We start from the raw sequence: 18,668 nt of genomic DNA, 5'->3' as shown, positions 1-18,668 counted from the left end.
GGACTAGGCTCAGCAGGTCCTCCTGCCGAGCCCCAGCCCATGTTCAAAGGCGTTTCCCTGCTGTTGATGTTGTTGTGCAGTTGCGCGGTGGCTGCACAAAACTGGCCCGCCGAGCAGTGGGCGCCAGGTCCACCCGGCAGCGGCCCGGCGCTGGCAGCGCTGGAGGACTACGCCTTTGCCAGCCGTGACGAGGCCACCCGCAAGGGTATCCGCACCGATGCCTTGTTGGTGATCCGTGACGGGCAACTGGTCTATGAACGTTACGCCGGCGGCACGACGGCCGACACCCCGCACCTGACCTGGTCGGTCAGCAAAAGCCTGATGGCCGCCGTGCTGGGCGTGGCCTATGGCGAAGGCCGGTTCTCCTTGCAGGACAAGGTGGCGAAGTTCCTGCCTGCCATGGTGCCTCATCCCGAGATCAGTTTCGCCGATCTGCTGCACTGGGCGTCAGGGTTGGATTGGCAGGAAGACTATGAGTACGCCCCCTTGAACTCATCGGTGGTGGCCATGCTGTATACCCGTGGGCATACCGATATGGCGGGCTTCACCGCCGCCCATCCGGCATTCGGCGCACCCGGGCAACACTTTCGGTATTCCAGCGGCGACAGCAACCTGTTGTCTGCGGCGCTGAAAAACATCCTGGGTGCGCAGCGTTACGCCGACTATCCCTGGACCGCACTGTTCGACCCCCTGGGCATTCGCAGCGCCGTGTGGGAACGCGACGCCACGGGCACCTTTGTCGCGTCTTCCTACGCCTACATGACTGCCCGCGACCTGGCGCGCATTGGTCTGCTGATGCAGCGCCAGGGTCGTTGGGGTGAGCGCCAGTTGCTGCCTGCCGATTGGGTCGCGTTCAATCTCCAGCCTTTCGCCCACTATCAGGCCAATCAGGATGCCGCCGTGCCGGGTGGTCACTGGTGGCTCAATCGCTCGGTGGATGGCGCGCCGCGGCCCTGGCCCGATGCGCCGCCAGACAGCTTCGCCGCCTTGGGCCACTGGGGGCAGGCGCTGTACGTGCTGCCTGCCGAGAAGCTGGTGATCGTGCGATATGCCGATGACCGTGATGGCAGTTACCGTCACAACGAACTGCTCAAGCGTGTCCAGGCCGCTTTCCCACCGCAGGTGCTGCCATGACCCGTCATTTTGTGCGGCGCCGACCGCTGCTCAGCCTGTTGCTGGTGTTACTGGTCCTGTTGCTGGGGTGGGGCTGGCAGCAGCGGGTGGCCTTATCGGCGTTCCCCGACATCCTCAGCGCCTACACCGCCAAGGAGTATTGCTCCTGTCGCTACGTGGCCGGCCTGTCGGCGCCGTATTGCCAGGGGTACGTCAAGCAGTACCTGCCCATCAGCGGTTTTGTCGATGACACCGAGCACAAGCAGGTCACGGCCAGCGGCCTGGGACGCACCCATATCGCCCAGTGGTTGGGCGTACGCGAGGGTTGTCGCCTGCTTCCGTGATCTTCTAGGTTTGCAATCGGCAGCGGGCCAGTTAAGGTTCGTTCAGGTTTATCGTCCCCACGAGTCTCTATGTTCAACCGCTCCCTCTCTAAAGCAGTCGCGTTCTCGCTGCTGGCCGGCTGTGCCGCGTCGGCCCAGGCCAACTGGTACCTGGACGGCGAGTCCTCACGCTTGTCGTTTATCTCCACCAAGAACACCCATACCGCCGAGGTCCAGCGCTTCCTGGTGCTGCACGGCAAGGTCGATCCCAAGGGCCTGGCGCAAGTCGAAGTCGAGCTGGACTCGGTCAACAGTGGCGTGCCGCTGCGTGATGAGCGCATGCGCAAGGAATTGTTCGAGATCGAGTCGTTTCCTGAGGCGCTGATTACCACCCAGATCGACCTGCGGCCGATCAACGACCTGGCCCCCGGCGCGCAGCTGGAGTTGCGCCTGCCATTGACCGTCAGCCTGCACGGCAAGCAACACCGCTACGACGCCGAGCTGCTGGCGACCCGTCTGGATGACCGGCGATTCCAGGTGGTGACCCTGGAACCGGTGGTGATCAGCGCCGCGGATTTTGACCTGGTGCCGGGGCTGGAACGGCTGCGCAAACTGGCCGACCTGTCGGCGATCAGTCTGTCGGTACCGGTGGGCGCGGTACTGATTTTCACGGCGCGCTGAGATGGCCGGCGCGGTGTTCCCATGGCGTGACGGCAACCGCTTTGAGTTGCTGGTCGACGGCCCGCAGTTCTTTCCACGCATGCTGCAGGCGATTGCCAATGCCCGGGAGCAGGTCGAACTGGAACTCTACCTGGTGGAGGCGGGTGCCTGTGCCGAGGCCATGGTGCAAGCGCTGGTGCAGGCCGCCGAGCGCGGCGTGCGGGTGCGTTGCCTGTTCGATGACTACGGCAGCCTGGCCTTTACCCTGAGCTTGCGGCGCCGCCTGAGCGAGGCGGGTGTCGAGCTGCGTTTGTACAATCGCCTGAGCTGGCGGCGCTGGGTGCGCAACCTGTACCGCGACCACCGCAAGCTGCTGCTGGTCGACCAGGCGTTGGCGGTGGTCGGCGGCACCGGGGTCACGGATGAATTCTGGACACCGGGTCACGACAGCAGCGAATGGCATGAGGTGATGGTGGAAATCAGCGGCCCGCTGGTGCGCGACTGGCAGTTGCTGTTCGATCGGCAATGGCTTGCCAACCGCCACCGCCGTGCCTGGAAGCCGTCCTCGGATTTCGGTCTGCCGCGCCTGCCCCGGGTGCCGCCGATGGGGGATGGGATGGGGCGGGTGGCCTATGCCGACGCCGGCCAGCACCGGGACATCCTGCAATCGCTGTTCCGCGCCCTCAACAGCGGCCAGCAGCGCATCTGGCTGGCGACCCCGTATTTCTTGCCGACCTGGAAAATCCGTCGCTCCCTGCGCAAGGCTGCCGCCCGGGGCATCGATGTGCGCCTGCTGCTGACCGGGCCGCGCACCGACCACCCTTCGGTGCGGTATGCCGGGCATCGTTACTACCCGCGGTTGCTCAAGGCCGGGGTGAAAATCTTCGAGTACCAGCCGTGTTTCCTGCACCTGAAAATGGTCCTGGTGGATGACTGGGTGAGCATTGGCTCGTGCAACTTCGATCACTGGAACCTGCGGTTCAATCTGGAAGCCAACCTCGAGGCCCTCGATACCAGCCTGACCCAGGCGGTGGTGGCGAGCTTCGAGCGGGACTTCGGCCTGAGCCAGCAGGTCAGTCTGGAGCAATGGCAGCGCCGGCCGTTGTGGCGGCGAATCAAACAGCGGGTGTGGGGATGGGTGGATCGGGTGGTGGTGAACCTGCTGGATCGGCGGGGCTGAAGCCCAGCCTTGCAAACACCCAAACCCGCTGAGGGTGTCTGCACTGTGGGGGCGGGCTTGCCCGCCATGGGCATAGGTATCTACACAACTGTGGTGCGACGTTGTACCACGCTGGCCGAACGCAGGCTTGAAGCCGTGGGTAACCCGGCAGGACGCCGGGTTAGCCGCCCCGCGCCATGGATGGCGCGTGGCGGCGGCCCACGGATTCAAGCCGGAGTGAGGGAACACCGAGCCCAGGCGAGGTGCCGAGTGGTGGGGCAAGAGCGTTTTGCTTACTTTTGCCTGGGCCGGCATTCCGGCTTGTCAAAAGTGAGCCGCTGTAAAAGCGGAACCATAGGTGGCCGTTACCGCAGAAATGGATATGTACTCGGTCTAATCCAACACGCCAGAAGCCCAGGGGCCGCCACGGTAGCAAGCGCCCTCGCCACAGGCCGCTACACAGTTGTGTAGATACCTATGCCGCGATGGGGCCAGCACATTCAGCATCGATGGTGCCTGACACACCGCTATCGCTGGCAAGCCGCAAGCGGGCGCCAGCGCCCACAAATCGGGTGGGGGGATGTGGGATCTGCACTGTATCCAAGCCCCTGTGGGAGCAGGCTCGCTCCTACAGGGTACTGGTGTGGCATTTGTGGTTAGAGCAACTCGAAGCTCTGCTGCGTCACCGCCTCGGAGTCCAGGCCGATCTGCACGTTGAACTTGCCAGGTTCGGCTGCGTACTTGAGCTGGGTGTTGTAGAACTTCAGGTCGTCTTCTTCGATGCTGAAATGCACGACTTTCTGTTCGCCGGCCTTGAGCAGCACTTTCTGGAAGCCCTTGAGCTCCTTGATCGGGCGGATCATCGACCCGGTCTCGTCCTGGATGTACAACTGCACCACGGTTTCGCCGTCACGCTTGCCGGTGTTCTTGACCGTCACACTGGCGTCGATCTTGCCGGTCTTGTTCAGCGTGGTCGACGACAGCGCCATTTCCGACAGGCTGAACTGGGTGTAGCTCAGGCCATAACCGAACGGGTAGAGCGGGCCGGTGGTGTCATCGAAGTACTGGGAGGTGTAGTTGCCAGGCTTGCCCGGGGTGAACGGGCGGCCGATGGTCAGGTGGTTGTAGTAGGTCGGAATCTGCCCAACCGAACGCGGGAAGCTGATGGGCAGCTTGCCGGACGGGTTGTAGTCGCCGAACAGGACGTCGGCGATGGCATTGCCGCCTTCGGTGCCACTGAACCAGGTTTCGAGGATCGCGTCGGCTTGCTCGTTCTCCTCGAGAATGGTCAACGGCCGGCCGTTCATCAGCACCAGCACCAAGGGTTTGCCGGTGGCCTTGAGCGCCTTGATCAGTTCGCGCTGGTTGGCAGGCAGGTTGAGGTCGGTGCGGCTCGAGGATTCGTGGGACATGCCCCGGGACTCGCCCACGGCGGCAACGATCACATCGGCCTGCTGCGCCGCTTTCACCGCTTCGTCAATCAGCGCTTGCGCCGGGCGTGGGTCATCGACCACTTCCGGGGCATCGAAGTTGAGGAAGTTCAGGTAGTCGACGACTTTCTTGTCCGAGGTGATGTTGGCGCCTCGGGCATAGTGCAGGGTGGCCTGGTCGCCGAGGGCGCGGGTCATGCCGTCGAACAGGGTCACCGATTGTGCCGGACGCCCGGCGGCGGCCCAACTGCCCATCATGTCGATCGGCGCCTTGGCCAGCGGACCGACCAGGACGATGTTCGCGGATTTCTTCAGCGGCAGGGTTTCGTTGTGGTTTTTCAGCAATACCAGGCTGCGGCGCGCCACGTCACGGGCTTCGGCGCGGTGCAGGCGGCTGTCGGCATAGGTGTCGACCGGGTCATCCTCGGCCTTGCCAATGCGCAGGTACGGGTCCCGGAACAGGCCCATGTCGTACTTGGCGCCCAGCACTTCACGCACGGCGTTGTCGATGTCGCTCTGCTCGATCTCGCCGGACTTGAGCAACCCCGGCAGTTCCTTGGCGTACAGGGTGTCGTTCATGCTCATAGCGATGCCGGCCTTGATCGCCAGCTTCGCCGCTTCGCGACCGTCACGGGCCACGCCGTGCTTGATCAGCTCGAAAATCGCCCCGTGGTCACTCACCGCCAGGCCCTTGAACCCCCATTCCTTGCGCAGCAGGTCCTGCATCAGCCACAGGTTGGCCGTGGCCGGAATGCCGTTGATCGAGTTCAGTGCCACCATCACCCCGCCCGCACCGGCGTCGATGGCCGCGCGGTACGGTGGCAGGTAGTCCTGGTACATCTTCACCGGACTCATGTCGACGGTGTTGTAGTCACGCCCGCCTTCGACCGCGCCGTACAGGGCGAAGTGCTTGACGCTGGCCATGATGTTGTCGGCACCGATCAGGCCGGTACCCTGGTAGGCCTTGACCATCACCTGGGCAATGCGCGACACCAGGTAGGTGTCTTCGCCGAACCCTTCGGAGGTGCGGCCCCAGCGAGGATCGCGAGAGATATCGACCATCGGCGCAAAGGTGATGTCGAGGCTGTCGGCGGCGGCTTCCTTGGCGGCAATGCGCCCGCTCAGGCCAATGGCGTCCATGTCCCAGCTCGAGGCCAGGGCCAGGGGAATCGGGAAAATCGTGCGGTGGCCGTGGATCACGTCATAGGCGAAGAACATCGGGATCTTCAGCCGGCTGCGCATGGCCGCGTCCTGCATCGGCCGGTTTTCCGGGCGTGTGATCGAGTTGAACGTGCCACCGATGTTACCGGCGGCGATTTCCTTGCGGATCATCTCGCGCGGCATTTCCGGACCGATGCTGATCAGGCGCAATTGGCCGATCTTTTCGTCCAGGGTCATCTGCTTCATCAGGTTGCTGACGAACGCGTCCTTGTTCTCAATGGGGGCAGGCGTGGCATCGGCCATTACCGAGTGACTGGCCAGGCCGATGGCCAGGCTCAGCAAACACAGCTTCTTCATGAATAGTTTTCTCAAACGCTAAAACGACGCTCAGCAATACGCATCGGGTCAGCCAAAATTTAGGGAGCGACTATTGTTGTGTGGGTAAATGCAGCACACTTTGGAACTCTTTATTCGCGCTGGGCATCTTTTAGCCGATTGGCGAGATGCAATCCAGTGGCGGGGGCAGATTAAGTCCCCAGAGCATCAATTGAAGGCTGCCGGTCTATTTCCATCAGGAGCATCACAGACATGAATGTACAACAACACTCTCGCTCGGCCTGGCAAGTCACGGTTCTCATGCTGCTGACCACGGTTCTGGCCGGCTGCGGCATCAACACCATTCCCACCCTCGACGAGCAGGCCAAGGCGGCCTGGTCGCAAGTGCAGAACCAGTACCAGCGGCGCGCCGACCTGATCCCCAACCTGGTGGAAACGGTCAAGGGGTATGCCGCGCATGAACAGGACACCCTGACCGCGGTGATCGAGGCACGGGCCAAGGCCACCTCGATCCAGGTCGATGCCAGCACCCTGGACAACCCGGAAAAACTCAAGCAGTTCCAGCAGGCCCAGGACCAGCTCAGCGGCGCGCTCAGCCGCCTGATGGTGGTGTCCGAGCGCTACCCGGACCTCAAGGCCAACCAGAATTTCCTGGCCCTGCAATCGCAACTTGAAGGCACCGAGAACCGCATCGCCGTGGCACGTCGCGATTTCATCCTCGCGGTGCAGAAGTACAACACCGAGATTCGCACCTTCCCGGGTCGCCTGTGGCATAGCGTGATGTACAGCGACCTGCCGATTCGCGAAACCTTCGAGGCCACCAGCCCCGACGCCGATAAAGCACCGCAAGTGAAGTTCTGATCAGGCTTCAATGAGGTGTCGATGCGTTTATTACGGATAGGCCTGGCGCTGTGGCTCCTGGCATGTGTGACCACCGTCCAGGCAGCGCTGACGTTTCCCGCGCTGACGGGGCGGGTGGTAGACACCGCCCAGATGATCGACCCCGCGGTACGCGAGCAACTGACTCAACAGTTGCAGGCGCTTGAACAGACCAGCGGCGACCAGATCGTGGTGGTCACCGTCCCCGACCTGCAGGGCCTGCCCATCGAGGACTTCGGTTATCAATTGGGGCGCCACTGGGGTATCGGTCAGAAGGGCAAGGACAATGGCGCGCTGCTGATCGTCGCCCGGGATGAGCGCAAATTGCGCATCGAAGTCGGCTATGGCCTGGAAGGCGTGCTGACCGATGCGCAGTCCTGGGTGATCATCAACCAGGTGATCGCACCGGCATTCAAGGCCGGCAACTACAGCAAGGGCATCAGCGACGGTGTCGCGGCGATGTTGCAGGTGGTGGGCGGTGACCCGCTGGCGGTACCGGCCCATGTCGCGGACGCCAATTTCGCCAAGGATAATCCGGCGTTCTCCATCGGCATGTTCGTGCTGCTGTTGATCGTGTTGTGGTTGTGCAATCGCATGGGGTTACCGGTGGGCGCGATTCTTCTCGCCATTCTCAGCAGCAGTGGACGTGGCGGCGGGGGAGGCGGTGGCGGTGGCTTCAGAGGTGGCGGTGGTGGTTTCGGCGGCGGCGGGGCCTCGGGCGGCTGGTAATGACAATAACTAAAGAGCATCTGCAACCATGGCTTTACTGAGCGAACACGAACAACGCCAGGTCGCCGAAGCGATCGCCAAGGTCGAGCAACAGACCGACGCGGAGCTGGTGACTGTGCTGGCGGCCCGGGCCGACGACTACGCCTACATCCCTTTGCTGTGGGCCAGCCTGTTGGCGTTGGTGGTGCCGGGGGTCATTCATTACCTGTTCGGCTGGATGAGCATGTACACCTTGCTGCTGGCGCAGTGGGCGACCTTTATTGTGTTCTGCCTGCTGTTTCGTCTGCCGAAGATCACCACCCGCCTGATTCCGCGTTCCGTGCGGCACTGGCGAGCGTCGAACCTGGCGCGTCGGCAGTTCCTGGAGCAGAACCTGCACCACACGGTGGGCAGTACCGGTGTGCTGATTTTTGTCAGTGAAGCGGAGCGTTATGTCGAAATCCTGGTGGACGACGGCATCTCCAAGCGCCTGGACAACAGCTGTTGGGATGCCATCGTCAAGGCCTTCACCCAGCAGGTGAAACAGGGACAGACATTGGCCGGGTTTATCGCCTGCATTGAAGCCTGCGGGGAATTGCTCAAGGTGCATGTGCCGCTGACGCAAACCCGCAATGAGTTGCCGAATCGGTTGGTGGTACTCGATTAGCGCCCGGCGGTGGGAGCGGCGCAGCTCCCACCGTGACCGTTGATCAAATAACTCCGTGCCCTCAAGCCCCATCCCCCCTAAAATGCCCGGCATTCCCTGCCCGAGGCGTTTTTGTTCATGTCTGTCACCGCTAAACCTGTCAGTCCCGCGCCGGATCACCATGCACAGTTTCTTGAGCTGCTGACTGCCAGCCTTGAGCAAAACGCCTTTATCAAGCTGGTGCTGGCCAAGTACGTCGGCACGGAAGCGGACCTGCAACGGCTGATCATCAAGCCGACGACGGTCAAGGATCAGCCCTGCCTGTCCTTCGTCTACCGCTACAAGACCCGCGATATCACCAAGAACTTCTCCCTGGCCGATGGCGTAGCGGCGATTGCCGAGCTGTTGCCGGTGTCGTTCAAGAATGCGCACTTGCTCTCGGTGACCGACGAAGCCCAGCTGGAATACAGCAAGAAGAACAAAAGCTCGCTGTTCAAAAGCAAACCGCAGCAATTGCGCGAGGCACCGTCCGCCGAGCACAACCGCGAGAAGCACCGCTTCCTCGACCTGAGCCGACCGTTTCTCGCCGACCTGGGCGTGACCAATGCCAGGCACGAGCTGATCCCGGCGATGTCGCGCAAGTGGAAGCAGATCAACAAGTTCATCGAGGTCTTCAGCCATGCCCTGACGTCCTCGCCATTGGCGCTGGACAAGCCGGTACGCGTGGCGGATTTCGGCTCGGGCAAGGGCTACCTGACGTTTGCCATTCACGATTACCTGCGCAACACCCTCAAGGCCGAGGGCGAAGTCACCGGTGTCGAACTGCGCGAGGAAATGGTCAACCTGTGCAACGCCGCCGCGGCCAAGCTGCAGCACCCGGGGCTGGTGTTCAAGTGCGGTGACGTGCGCAGCGTGGCGCCGAGCGAGCTGGAGGTGATGATTGCCTTGCACGCCTGCGACATTGCCACCGACTACGCGATCCACACCGGCATCCGTTCCGGGGCCTCGATCATCATGTGCTCGCCGTGCTGCCACAAACAGATTCGCCTGCAGATCCAGAGCCCGGCGCTGCTCAAGCCGATGCTGCAATACGGCCTGCACCTGGGCCAGCAGGCGGAAATGGTCACCGACAGCTTGCGTGCGTTGTTCCTCGAAGCCTGCGGTTATGAGACCAAGGTGTTCGAATTCATCTCACTGGACCACACCAACAAGAACAAGATGATCCTGGCAGTCAAGCGCGCCGAGCCGGTGGACCCGGCCCAGTTGCTGCAAAAGATCGAGGAACTCAAGGCGTTCTACCACATCAGCGAACATTGCCTGGAAACCTTGTTGCGGGCTGATGGCTACCTGTGACCCCGTGATTCTGTGGGAGAGAGTCGCCATGGCGGGCTGACATTCAGTGTTGATGTCGGTTGTTACGGCCCCTTCGCCAGCAAGCTCGCTCCTACACTCGGTTTGATCGCGGTCTTGCGGCCCAGCATCACCGTGATGATGACCCCGGCGGCAAACAGCCAGGTAATGGGCTCGATGTGCTCACCGAAGAACAGCGCTGAAAACGCGATGGTGAAGAAGATCTGCAGCAACTGGATCTGACTGACCCGGGCAATCCCGCCCATGGCCAGCCCGGCGTACCAGGCAAAAAAGCCCAGGAACTGCGAGAACAGCGAGACGTAGCCAAAGGCCCACCAGGTCCTGGCGCTGACCGCACCTTGATGCTGCAGGGCCAGGTACAGCACCGGACCGATCAGCAGCGGCGTCGACAGCACCAGGGCCCAGCAGATCACTTGCCAGCCGCCCATCTCCTTGGCCAGCCGGCCGCCCTCGGCGTACCCCAAGCCGCCGACGGCAATGGCCCCGAGCATCAGTAAGTCGCCCGCCTGAATACTGCCTGCGCCGCTGATCAGCGCGTAGCCCAAGACCAGCGCACTGCCCAGGGCGGCGCAGGCCCAGAACGCTTTGGAGGGGCGCTCGTGGGACAACCACGCCGCGTACAGCGCCACGCACAGGGGCTGCAAGCCGTTGACCAGCGCCCCATGGGACGCCGGCAAGGTTTGCATGGCCCAGGCCGAGAGCACCGGAAAACCGAGAATCACCCCGGCAATCACCAGGCTCAGGCCCTTGACCTGCTTCCAGGTTGGCCAGCGCTCTCGGCGCCAGAGCAGCAGCGCCGCGGCCGGGATGGCAGCGAACAGGGCCCGTCCCAGGCCGTTGAGCAACGGGTGTAGCTCTTGCACCACGATCCGGGTGAAGGGCAGGGTCAGGCTGAAGATGATGACGCCCAGCAGGCCCAGGGCCATGCCGGTGTTTTCGCGCGAGGACATAACGGCAACCAGGGTCGAAGGTGGCGGGAAGTGTCTTCATCTAGCCACAAAGCCGGCCGATCGCGCTGTAACAGATACGCACGGACTTATCCGTACAGTTGCACGCACCGTAGTAGCGGGTTGTTACCCAGGTCCTGGGAATAGGACTACCTTGAATACTCCTTTCTGCCCACGTTGTACCCAGAGGAGTCCTCCCCATGGCTGCGAAAAAGATTCTGATGCTGGTTGGCGATTACGTCGAAGACTACGAAGTGATGGTGCCGTTCCAGGCCTTGCTGATGGTCGGCCACACGGTGCATGCGGTCTGCCCCGACAAGACTGCCGGGCAGACCGTGCGCACGGCGATTCATGACTTCGAAGGCGACCAGACCTACAGCGAAAAACCCGGGCACCTGTTTGCCCTGAACTTCGACTTCGCCCAGGTCGAAGCCGCCGATTACGATGCTCTGCTGGTACCGGGTGGGCGTGCGCCGGAGTACCTGCGCCTGAATGAAAAAGTCCTGCAGCTGGTACGTGCCTTCGACCAGGCCGGCAAGCCGATTGCCGCGGTCTGTCATGGTGCGCAGTTGCTGGCGGCGGCGGGCATCCTGGAAGGGCGTGAATGCAGTGCCTACCCGGCCTGCGCCCCGGAAGTGCGGCTGGCCGGTGGCACGTTTATCGATATCCCCGTGACGCAGGGGCACGTTCAGGGCAATCTGGCCACGGCGCCTGCCTGGCCAGCCCATCCAAGCTGGCTGGCCGGTTTTCTCGGCCTGCTGGGCACGACCATCACCTTGTAAGCGGAGACCTGCCCATGTGCGAGCTGTACGTCAAAGCCGACCCGATTTTGTACGAATCACGCTCGCGCTCGCTGCGCATCTGTGGGGTGGTCACGACCCTGCGCCTGGAGAACCAGTTCTGGGACATCCTCAGCGAAATCGCCGAGGTCGACGGCATGACCACCAACCAGTTGATCGCCAAGCTCTATGAAGAGGTGATGGATTACCGCGGCGAGGTGGTCAACTTCGCCTCGTTCCTGCGGGTCAGTTGCACCCGTTACCTGAGCCAGCGGCGCAGCGGTTCGCCGGAGTTATCGGTGGTGCGCGCAGTGGTGAAGTAGGGCAGCGTGGTCTTTACTCTGAAGCGCGTAATCGTTTAATCGCCAAGGAGTACGAGCATGTCCGGATGGTACGAGTTGAGTAAAAGCAGCAGTGGCCAGTTCCGCTTTGTGCTGAAAGCGGCCAACGCCGAAACCATTCTCAGCAGCGAGCTCTACACCACCCTGGCGGCCGCCGAGGGTGGCATTGCCTCGGTCCAGAGCAATAGCCCGCTGGATGAGCGCTACGAGAAGAAGTCCACCAAGGACGGGCATCCTTACTTCAACCTCAAGGCTGCCAACCATCAGATCATCGGCAGCAGCGAGGCCTATTCCTCCGAGGCGGCGCGGGACAAGGGCATCAGCAGCGTCAAGACCAATGGCCCGACCACGGTCATCAAGGACAAGACCCTGCCAGTGCTGTGAAACCGACTGTAGGAGCAAGCTTGCTCGCGATGGACGTCAACGAAAACGCGTCCTGCCAGGCCGAACGCAGCACGCGCTCAAGCCTGCTCCTGCACATTGACCCACACAGCCGATTGTTGACCCTGTCAGCGCAGCGTATCGATCAACCCCTGCAACTGACTGCATCCCGCCTCAGCCAAGGGGAACACTGGCAGGCGTGGGTCGCCCACTTCCAGGCCGGTCATGCGCAGACCGGCCTTGATGGTCGCCGGCAGTCCGCCCTTGAGGATGAAGTCCAGTAGCGGTAACTGGCGATAGAACAGTTGCCGTGCCTGGTCCAGGTCATTGGCCAGCACCGCCTGATACAGCGCGCCGTTGAGTTGCGCGATCAAGTTCGGCGCCGCCGTGCACCAGCCTTTGGCCCCGGCGGCAAACGCCTCCAGCGCCAGTGGATTGCAGCCGTTGTAGAACGGCACCTGGCCTTCACCCAGCACGTGCAGCTTGTGCATGCGCTGAATGTCGCCAGTGCTCTCCTTGACCATGGTCACGTTGGCCACGGCATGGAAGATCCGCAGGATCAACTCCACGGACATGTCGGTGCCGCTGGTGGCCGGGTTGTTGTAGAGCATGATCGGCACGCCGATGCTGTCGCCAATGGCGCGGTAGTGGGCGAGGATTTCCGCTTCGCTGAGTTTCCAGTACGACGCCGGCAGCACCATCACCACGTCGGCGCCATGGGCCTCGGCAAAACGCGCGCGGCGCACGGCCTTGGCGGTGGTCAGGTCGGAGACGCTGACCACGGTCGGCACGCGCTTGGCCACATGCTGGATGCTGAACTCACTGACCTGATCCCATTCTGCGTCGCTCAGGTAAGCACCTTCTCCGGTGCTGCCGAGCGGGGCGATCGCGTGGACACCGCCATCGATCAGGCGGTCGATGGAGCGCCCCAGGGCAGGCAGGTCGACGGCTTCGCCGTTGGCGGTGAAGGGAGTAATGGTGTAGCCGATGATGCCGTGAATGTTCGGGCTGGACATGCGGTCTCTCCAATTAGGCAAAAAGTCGCTTCAGTTCAGGCAATCGGCGTGTTGGCGCAGGATCTGCCGAGCGTAGTAGTTGAATGCAGCGCCGTGGCGCTTGGGCTTGGAGATCCAGTCGTGGGCCTCGCGGCCGAGCGCCGGCAGAATCGGCTTGAGGGTACCGGCAGCCATCGCCAGCAGCTGCAGCTTGGCAGCGCGTTCGATCAGTTGGGCGATCACGCAGGCTTCCTCGATGCTCCGCCCGGTCGACAGCTGGCCGTGGTGGGACAGCAGGATGGCGCGCTTGTCGCCCAGGGCCCCGGCGATGATCTCGCCTTCTTCGTTACCCACCGGTACCCCCGGCCAGGCTTCGAGAAACGCGCAGTCTTCGTACAGCGGGCAAAGGTCCATGTGGGAAATTTCCAGCGGCACCTCGAGCATCGACAGCGCCGCGACGTGAGTCGGATGGGTGTGGATGATGCAGTTCACGTCTGGCCGGGCACGGTATACCCAACTGTGGAAGCGGTTGGCCGGATTGGCCATGCCGTGGCCTTCCAGGACTTCCAGGTCTTCGTTGACCAGCAGCAGATTGCTCGCGCTGATTTCGTCGAAGCCCAGGCCCAGTTGCTGGGTGTAATAGGTGCCGGGCTGCGGGCCGCGGGCGGTAATTTGCCCGGCCAGGCCTGAGTCGTGGCCGTTCTCGAACAGGATGCGGCAGGTCAACGCCAGCTTTTGCCGGTCAGTCCACGTATTATCCGTCAGGCTGCTTTGCATCTGCGTCAGCGCCTGCTTGATGAGTTGGTCTTTGGGTAGTGCTAATGTCTTGGCCATATCGGTGTCCCTGTAAAGCTCAATGGACGTCGGATGTGGTTCTCCCGCTGCTCGCAAGGTCGTTGGGGGAAATCACATGACACTTAAGAGCCTATATGACACTTTGTGTCATTAGCAAGGGCTAATCGTTGCCTCCTTGATGGGTTAACCGCTGCACATGTCTATCCGTTTGAAATTACTGAGAAAAAAACTTGGCGTGACGCTTGAGGCCCTGGCCGAGAAATCCGGCATGACCAAGAGCTATCTGTCGAAAGTCGAACGCGGCCTGAACACCCCGTCGATTGCGGCGGCGCTGAAACTGGCCAAGGCGCTGAACGTCAAGGTCGAGGAACTGTTTGCCGAGGACGCGATCAGCCTGGACAGCTACAGCCTGGTGCGCGCCCATGAGCGCCAGTCACTGGCCGCCAACGACCAGGCCCCCGGCTACGCGGTGCTGGCCCATCAGGTCAGTGAGCGCAGCCTGCTGCCGTTCATCATTTACCCGCCCAGGGAGTTCAGCGACAAGACCTTCAAGGAACACCTGGGGGAGGAGTTCCTGTTTGTCCACGAAGGCCAGGTCGAGGTCGATTTCATGAACGAGCGGGTGATCCTCGATCGCGGGGATGCGCTGCACTTCAACGCCCAGAAACCCCACCGCCTGCGCTCGGTGGGCGAGGTGCAGGCGCAGTTGCTGGTGGTGGTGCACAGCAGCGAGGAATGAGTCGGCGCCAGAGCATCGCGAGCAAGGTCTACCGAAACCGCCCCTGTGGGAGCGAGCCAGCCCGCGATGTTTTCAGCCCAAACCTAGACCTCGACCGGCACCGACAGGCTCGGACTGCCCAAGGCATGGGTCTTGGAATCAAAAAAGCGCAGTGCCACCCCGGTGTCTGCAAACAGCTTTGCGTAGTGGCGCTTCTGGCTCTGGATGAACGCCGCACTGCGCGGATAGATCGAGATCGCCAGGGTCTTTGGCTTGGCCTGGCGCAAGGCGTGGACCAGGTGTGCATCCTGCTTGCCGAGGCTGTGGCCGAAGATGCACAGGGCGTCGTGCTGCTGCAGTAACTGGTCGTAGCAGAACGACAGGTAGTCCGAGCTGCGGATGGTCTTGAACTTGTCCTCGCTGCTGCCTTCGTTGACGAACAACGGCACGTCATCCAGGGTCTTGAGCGTGTTGTTGATGGCAAAACTGCCCAGCAGCGTGCCTTCGGTGGAGGTCAGTTTGCGCGCGGTGCCATCCTGGTTGCGCACCAAGTGCAGGCCACCGTGCAGGTACAACAGGCGGGTTTTTTCGGTGGTACTGGCGCTCAGTTCGAAGCGCGGCTCGCTGCCCTGGAACAGGTCGTCGATGGCCGCGCCCTGGTGCTGGATCGCCCAGTAGTTGAGCAGGTCGTAGTTACTGGTGAAGACCGTCCGATAACGGCCCAGCTCCTGGCTGATGTTCGCCAGGCTCGTGGCTTGCACCAGGCGCCAGGGGATGTGCACCGCGTGTACGGTGTTGATCAACGCTTCCTTGATTGCGTAGTAGCGATTGCGCGGTGCTGCAGAGCTCACCGCCAGGGCCTTGTTGACCCGGCTGGTGGTTTTCAGGGCGCTGAGCACCTGCTCGAAACTGCGGGTGTGCAGGGCGTCGAACACACTCAGCTCAGACTGGCTCAGGGGTTTTTCTTCGACGCTGCGGGCATTTTCGAACAGCGAGTCGTAGCCGAAGTCATCCCACACCGCGCGGCTGGCGCCGTTACCCACCAGCAGGGCGCCGAACGGGGTGGTTGCGCGCAACGCGTTCCAGTCTTCTAAGTGGGCATCAACATCCTGGAAATCGCTCATTGCGTCAGTCATCTCAAGCAGGTGGGGTACAGGGCGCAGACTTTATCACGACCGGCTGTTGAGCCAGATCAAGATGCACGCGGCGCGATGGGTCGATCCTTGTGGGATCCGCCGACGCCAAGGGGCGGTCCGACCCAATTGCAGAGGACTCGCAATGACCAGCACATTCTTCATTCCCGCCGTCAACATCATGGGCATCGGCTGTCTCGACGAGGCCATGGACGCTATCGGCAAATACGGATTTGCCAAGGCGTTGATCGTCACGGACAGCGGGTTGGCCAAGGCCGGCGTGGCGTCGATGATCGCGCAGAAGCTGGCGCTGCAGGACATCGACTCGGTGATTTTCGACGGGGCCAAGCCCAACCCCAGCATCGCCAACGTGCAGGCCGGCCTGGCCTTGTTGCAGGGTAGCGGGTGTGACTTCGTGGTGTCCCTGGGCGGTGGTTCGCCCCATGACTGCGCCAAGGGCATTGCCCTGTGCGCCACCAATGGCGGGCAGATTGGCGACTACGAAGGCGTCGACCAGTCGCCCAAGCCGCAACTGCCGCTGATCGCGATCAATACCACGGCCGGTACTGCCAGTGAGATGACCCGCTTCTGCATCATCACCGACGAAGCGCGCCACGTGAAAATGGCCATTGTCGACCGTAACGTCACGCCGCTGTTGTCGGTCAACGATCCGGCCTTGATGGTGGCCATGCCCAAGTCGCTGACCGCCGCCACCGGCATGGACGCCCTGACCCATGCCATCGAGGCCTACGTGTCCACCGCCGCTAACCCGATCACCGACGCCTGCGCCTTGAAAGCCATCGAGCTGATCAGCCTCAACCTGCGCGTGGCGGTGCGTGACGGCAATGACCTGCCGGCGCGGGAGAACATGGCCTATGCGCAGTTCCTGGCGGGCATGGCGTTCAACAACGCGTCCCTGGGGTTTGTGCATGCCATGGCGCACCAGTTGGGTGGTTTCTACGACTTGCCCCACGGCGTGTGCAATGCGGTGCTGCTGCCCCATGTGCAAAGCTTCAACGCCAAGGTCTGTGCCGAACGCCTGGCGGTGGTGGCGCAGGCGATGGGCGTGGACATCCAGGGGTGCAGTCCGGAGGAAGGGGCCGAGGCCGCGATCGCGGCGATCCGCACATTGGCCGGGGACGTGGAAATCCCCGCCGGTTTGCGTGACCTGGGAGCCAAGCTGCAAGACATCCCGATCCTCGCCGCCAACGCCCTCAAGGATGCGTGTGGCCTGACCAACCCGCGGGCGGCGGACCAGCGGCAGATCGAGGAGATCTTTCGTAACGCGTTCTGATCCCGAGCGCCCTTAGCCGGAACTCACCAGGGACCGGCCCGGGGTGGCGCTGAACTGAATCAACGCCACCCCGGCTATCAGCAGCACGGCACCCAGCAGGCGCGGCAACGTCAGGTGCCGCTCCACCAGCCCGAACAGCCCGAAGTGATCTAGCACCAGCGATGCCACTACTTGCCCGGCCAGGGCCAGGGCGATAAAGCCTGAGGCCCCGAGTTTGGGCAGCAGCATCAAGGCCAGGGCAATAAAACACACGCCAAACGCGCCCCCGGCCCACATCCACAGCGGTGCCTTGCTGATAAATCCCAGCGACGGCAGCGGCAAGCGCAGGCTGATAATCACCGGCAGCAAAACCAGTACGCTCACCAGCAACGAGGCGAGGGTGGCCCACAATGGGTGACCGAGGCCGCGGCTGAGGTTGGCGTTGATTGCGCTCTGAAAGGGCACCACGGCGCCGGCGATCACGGCCAGCACCGACAGGCCGGCCCACTGCAAGGTACTCATACGTATGTCTCCTGGAGGTTTTACTGGACTCTAGGTCATTCGTCGCGCAGATTGAAATTCCGTTTAATCATCCAGAACATGCATCAGATGAATGATCTGCGCCGTATCGACTTGAACCTGCTGGTGATTCTCGACGCCTTGCTCAGCGAGCAACACGTGACCCGTGCGGCGGAGCGTCTGCACCTCAGCCAACCGGCCGTCAGCCATGCCCTGGCGCGCCTGCGCGAGATGCTCGGCGATCCGCTGCTGGTGCGCGCCGGGGCTGGCCTGGTCGCCACCCCGCGTGCCCTGGAGCTGATGGCGCCGCTGCGTGAGGCACTGGCCAGCGTCCAGGCCTTGCTGGCGCCCAACACCTTCGACCCTGCCTCGGCCAAGCGCCGGTTCCGCCTGGCGATGTCCGACTACGGCGCGGCCATTGTCCTGCCCGGCTTGATCGCACGCTTGCGCCAGGAGGCGCCGGGGATTGACCTGCAGATCAGCCACGCCAGCCGCGAAGGCATGCTGGATGGCGTGCTCAATGGCGACATCGACCTGGCAGCCGGGGTCTTTCCCGAGCTGCCCCACGAGCTGCGCTGCACGCCGCTGTTCGAAGAGCAGTTCGTGTGCCTGGTGGACGCCCGGCGCCTGCCGGCCAGTGGCGTACTGGATTTGCCGACTTACCTGGCCCGGCCCCACGTGTTGCTGGAGATGCGTGGCAGCGGTACCCCGGAGATCGAGCGGGCGCTGACCGCCATTGGTCAGCGTCGCCACGTGGCGGTCAGCCTGCCGCACTGGAGCGTGGCCCCGCAGTTGATCGCCGGTACCGACCTGATTCTCACCGTGGCTGCCCGGGGCTTGCAGGGTGTCGATCAACCGCAGTTAAGCGTGGTGCCACCGCCATTTCCGATCCCCTCGTTCAGCTTCGTCCTGGCCTGGCATGTGCGTCGGGGTGGTGACCAGGCATTGAACTGGTTGAATCGGCAGATCGCTCAGGTGATAGTGCACGGCTGAGTTTTTCA

20 protein-coding genes are annotated in these 18,668 nt (G+C 62.6%); 14 read left to right on the top strand and 6 right to left on the bottom strand.

All coding sequences use genetic code 11. The features are described from left to right. The first annotated feature begins 39 nt into the window (after positions 1-39). From H7995_RS23805 to H7995_RS23790, 4 genes are all read left to right on the top strand, one after another. A complete protein-coding gene (locus H7995_RS23805) occupies positions 40-1,134 on the top strand; it encodes a serine hydrolase domain-containing protein (protein ID WP_185819030.1) in 1,095 nt (364 codons plus the stop codon). Next, positions 1,131-1,457 (top strand): amidase, encoded by a 327-nt coding sequence (locus H7995_RS23800; protein WP_166592702.1) that lies wholly within the window; start codon positions 1,131-1,133, stop codon positions 1,455-1,457. The genes H7995_RS23805 and H7995_RS23800 overlap by 4 nt, the downstream gene beginning before the upstream one ends. Before the next feature lie 69 nt (positions 1,458-1,526). Further along, a complete protein-coding gene (locus tag H7995_RS23795) occupies positions 1,527-2,117 on the top strand; it encodes a YceI family protein (protein ID WP_166592701.1) in 591 nt (196 codons plus the stop codon). Between the two features lies 1 nt (position 2,118). Next, positions 2,119-3,276, top strand: a complete 1,158-nt coding sequence (locus tag H7995_RS23790) for a phospholipase D-like domain-containing protein (protein WP_166592700.1) — start codon at positions 2,119-2,121, stop codon at positions 3,274-3,276. A 635-nt stretch (positions 3,277-3,911) separates the two neighbouring features. Here the strand turns inward: H7995_RS23790 and bglX are convergent. Continuing rightward, on the bottom strand, positions 3,912-6,203 hold the full coding sequence (gene bglX, locus H7995_RS23785; RefSeq protein WP_182343744.1) for a beta-glucosidase BglX: 2,292 nt from the start codon (positions 6,201-6,203) through the stop codon (positions 3,912-3,914). A gap of 231 nt (positions 6,204-6,434) precedes the next feature. On the opposite strand from bglX, the gene H7995_RS23780 reads away from it, so the two are divergent. The 4 genes from H7995_RS23780 to H7995_RS23765 all read left to right on the top strand — a co-directional run bounded on the left by H7995_RS23780 (position 6,435) and on the right by H7995_RS23765 (position 9,768). Next, positions 6,435-7,043 (top strand): LemA family protein, encoded by a 609-nt coding sequence (locus tag H7995_RS23780; RefSeq protein ID WP_166593167.1) that lies wholly within the window; start codon positions 6,435-6,437, stop codon positions 7,041-7,043. Positions 7,044-7,064: 21 nt separating this feature from the next. Continuing rightward, positions 7,065-7,790, top strand: a complete 726-nt coding sequence (locus H7995_RS23775) for a TPM domain-containing protein (RefSeq protein ID WP_185819029.1) — start codon at positions 7,065-7,067, stop codon at positions 7,788-7,790. 28 nt (positions 7,791-7,818) lie between these two features. Continuing rightward, positions 7,819-8,436 carry a TPM domain-containing protein gene (locus H7995_RS23770; protein ID WP_166592872.1) on the top strand — a complete coding sequence of 206 codons (618 nt, stop codon included), beginning with the start codon at positions 7,819-7,821 and terminating at the stop codon, positions 8,434-8,436. 117 nt (positions 8,437-8,553) lie between these two features. Continuing rightward, positions 8,554-9,768: a class I SAM-dependent methyltransferase gene (locus H7995_RS23765; protein ID WP_166592871.1), complete on the top strand. Its 1,215-nt coding sequence runs from the start codon at positions 8,554-8,556 to the stop codon at positions 9,766-9,768. 62 nt (positions 9,769-9,830) lie between these two features. On the opposite strand, the gene H7995_RS23760 is transcribed toward H7995_RS23765, so the two are convergent. Continuing rightward, positions 9,831-10,736: a DMT family transporter gene (locus tag H7995_RS23760; protein ID WP_166592870.1), complete on the bottom strand. Its 906-nt coding sequence runs from the start codon at positions 10,734-10,736 to the stop codon at positions 9,831-9,833. Positions 10,737-10,933: 197 nt separating this feature from the next. Here H7995_RS23760 and H7995_RS23755 point away from each other — a divergent pair, with 197 nt between their 5' ends. From H7995_RS23755 to H7995_RS23745, 3 genes are read left to right on the top strand one after another with little or no spacing between them, the layout of a single operon-like run. Beyond that, positions 10,934-11,515 (top strand): DJ-1/PfpI family protein, encoded by a 582-nt coding sequence (locus H7995_RS23755; RefSeq protein WP_166592869.1) that lies wholly within the window; start codon positions 10,934-10,936, stop codon positions 11,513-11,515. 14 nt (positions 11,516-11,529) lie between these two features. Then, on the top strand, positions 11,530-11,835 hold the full coding sequence (locus H7995_RS23750) for a ribbon-helix-helix domain-containing protein (RefSeq protein WP_095167073.1): 306 nt from the start codon (positions 11,530-11,532) through the stop codon (positions 11,833-11,835). A gap of 57 nt (positions 11,836-11,892) precedes the next feature. Then, a complete protein-coding gene (locus H7995_RS23745) occupies positions 11,893-12,237 on the top strand; it encodes a YegP family protein (RefSeq protein WP_185819028.1) in 345 nt (114 codons plus the stop codon). A gap of 125 nt (positions 12,238-12,362) precedes the next feature. Here the strand turns inward: H7995_RS23745 and H7995_RS23740 are convergent, their stop codons facing one another. Continuing rightward, entirely contained in the window at positions 12,363-13,250 is an 888-nt protein-coding gene (locus H7995_RS23740) for a dihydrodipicolinate synthase family protein (protein WP_185819027.1), read from the bottom strand. 30 nt (positions 13,251-13,280) lie between these two features. Then, positions 13,281-14,063: an aldolase gene (locus tag H7995_RS23735; RefSeq protein ID WP_166592866.1), complete on the bottom strand. Its 783-nt coding sequence runs from the start codon at positions 14,061-14,063 to the stop codon at positions 13,281-13,283. A gap of 157 nt (positions 14,064-14,220) precedes the next feature. Here H7995_RS23735 and H7995_RS23730 point away from each other — a divergent pair, with 157 nt between their 5' ends. Beyond that, on the top strand, positions 14,221-14,763 hold the full coding sequence (locus tag H7995_RS23730) for a helix-turn-helix domain-containing protein (RefSeq protein WP_095167081.1): 543 nt from the start codon (positions 14,221-14,223) through the stop codon (positions 14,761-14,763). A gap of 83 nt (positions 14,764-14,846) precedes the next feature. Here H7995_RS23730 and H7995_RS23725 read toward each other — a convergent pair whose 3' ends face one another. Beyond that, on the bottom strand, positions 14,847-15,866 hold the full coding sequence (locus H7995_RS23725) for a DUF4917 family protein (RefSeq protein ID WP_185819026.1): 1,020 nt from the start codon (positions 15,864-15,866) through the stop codon (positions 14,847-14,849). Between the two features lie 154 nt (positions 15,867-16,020). On the opposite strand from H7995_RS23725, the gene yiaY reads away from it, so the two are divergent. Next, on the top strand, positions 16,021-17,169 hold the full coding sequence (yiaY, locus tag H7995_RS23720) for an L-threonine dehydrogenase (protein WP_185819025.1): 1,149 nt from the start codon (positions 16,021-16,023) through the stop codon (positions 17,167-17,169). A gap of 12 nt (positions 17,170-17,181) precedes the next feature. Here yiaY and H7995_RS23715 read toward each other — a convergent pair whose 3' ends face one another. Continuing rightward, a complete protein-coding gene (locus H7995_RS23715; protein WP_185819024.1) occupies positions 17,182-17,670 on the bottom strand; it encodes a DMT family transporter in 489 nt (162 codons plus the stop codon). A 78-nt stretch (positions 17,671-17,748) separates the two neighbouring features. On the opposite strand from H7995_RS23715, the gene H7995_RS23710 reads away from it, so the two are divergent. Beyond that, positions 17,749-18,660, top strand: a complete 912-nt coding sequence (locus H7995_RS23710; protein ID WP_166592862.1) for a LysR family transcriptional regulator — start codon at positions 17,749-17,751, stop codon at positions 18,658-18,660. The last annotated feature ends 8 nt before the right edge of the window (positions 18,661-18,668 follow it).

The sequence above is a fragment of the Pseudomonas kielensis genome (genome assembly GCF_014236655.1).
In the GTDB taxonomy this organism is placed as follows: domain Bacteria; phylum Pseudomonadota; class Gammaproteobacteria; order Pseudomonadales; family Pseudomonadaceae; genus Aquipseudomonas; species Aquipseudomonas kielensis.
The sequence above is the reverse complement of the archived record's forward strand: the minus strand, read 5'-3'. Positions and strand labels throughout refer to the sequence as shown.

What these genes read in the sequence shown, in the direction of transcription:
- H7995_RS23805 (WP_185819030.1), top strand. Translation starts at nt 40, where the DNA reads ATGTTCAAAGGCGTTTCCCTGCTGTTGATGTTGTTGTGCAGTTGCGCG.
- H7995_RS23800 (WP_166592702.1), top strand. Translation starts at nt 1,131, where the DNA reads ATGACCCGTCATTTTGTGCGGCGCCGACCGCTGCTCAGCCTGTTGCTG.
- H7995_RS23795 (WP_166592701.1), top strand. Translation starts at nt 1,527, where the DNA reads ATGTTCAACCGCTCCCTCTCTAAAGCAGTCGCGTTCTCGCTGCTGGCC.
- H7995_RS23790 (WP_166592700.1), top strand. Translation starts at nt 2,119, where the DNA reads ATGGCCGGCGCGGTGTTCCCATGGCGTGACGGCAACCGCTTTGAGTTG.
- bglX (WP_182343744.1), bottom strand. Translation starts at nt 6,203, where the DNA reads ATGAAGAAGCTGTGTTTGCTGAGCCTGGCCATCGGCCTGGCCAGTCAC.
- H7995_RS23780 (WP_166593167.1), top strand. Translation starts at nt 6,435, where the DNA reads ATGAATGTACAACAACACTCTCGCTCGGCCTGGCAAGTCACGGTTCTC.
- H7995_RS23775 (WP_185819029.1), top strand. Translation starts at nt 7,065, where the DNA reads ATGCGTTTATTACGGATAGGCCTGGCGCTGTGGCTCCTGGCATGTGTG.
- H7995_RS23770 (WP_166592872.1), top strand. Translation starts at nt 7,819, where the DNA reads ATGGCTTTACTGAGCGAACACGAACAACGCCAGGTCGCCGAAGCGATC.
- H7995_RS23765 (WP_166592871.1), top strand. Translation starts at nt 8,554, where the DNA reads ATGTCTGTCACCGCTAAACCTGTCAGTCCCGCGCCGGATCACCATGCA.
- H7995_RS23760 (WP_166592870.1), bottom strand. Translation starts at nt 10,736, where the DNA reads ATGTCCTCGCGCGAAAACACCGGCATGGCCCTGGGCCTGCTGGGCGTC.
- H7995_RS23755 (WP_166592869.1), top strand. Translation starts at nt 10,934, where the DNA reads ATGGCTGCGAAAAAGATTCTGATGCTGGTTGGCGATTACGTCGAAGAC.
- H7995_RS23750 (WP_095167073.1), top strand. Translation starts at nt 11,530, where the DNA reads ATGTGCGAGCTGTACGTCAAAGCCGACCCGATTTTGTACGAATCACGC.
- H7995_RS23745 (WP_185819028.1), top strand. Translation starts at nt 11,893, where the DNA reads ATGTCCGGATGGTACGAGTTGAGTAAAAGCAGCAGTGGCCAGTTCCGC.
- H7995_RS23740 (WP_185819027.1), bottom strand. Translation starts at nt 13,250, where the DNA reads ATGTCCAGCCCGAACATTCACGGCATCATCGGCTACACCATTACTCCC.
- H7995_RS23735 (WP_166592866.1), bottom strand. Translation starts at nt 14,063, where the DNA reads ATGGCCAAGACATTAGCACTACCCAAAGACCAACTCATCAAGCAGGCG.
- H7995_RS23730 (WP_095167081.1), top strand. Translation starts at nt 14,221, where the DNA reads ATGTCTATCCGTTTGAAATTACTGAGAAAAAAACTTGGCGTGACGCTT.
- H7995_RS23725 (WP_185819026.1), bottom strand. Translation starts at nt 15,866, where the DNA reads ATGAGCGATTTCCAGGATGTTGATGCCCACTTAGAAGACTGGAACGCG.
- yiaY (WP_185819025.1), top strand. Translation starts at nt 16,021, where the DNA reads ATGACCAGCACATTCTTCATTCCCGCCGTCAACATCATGGGCATCGGC.
- H7995_RS23715 (WP_185819024.1), bottom strand. Translation starts at nt 17,670, where the DNA reads ATGAGTACCTTGCAGTGGGCCGGCCTGTCGGTGCTGGCCGTGATCGCC.
- H7995_RS23710 (WP_166592862.1), top strand. Translation starts at nt 17,749, where the DNA reads ATGCATCAGATGAATGATCTGCGCCGTATCGACTTGAACCTGCTGGTG.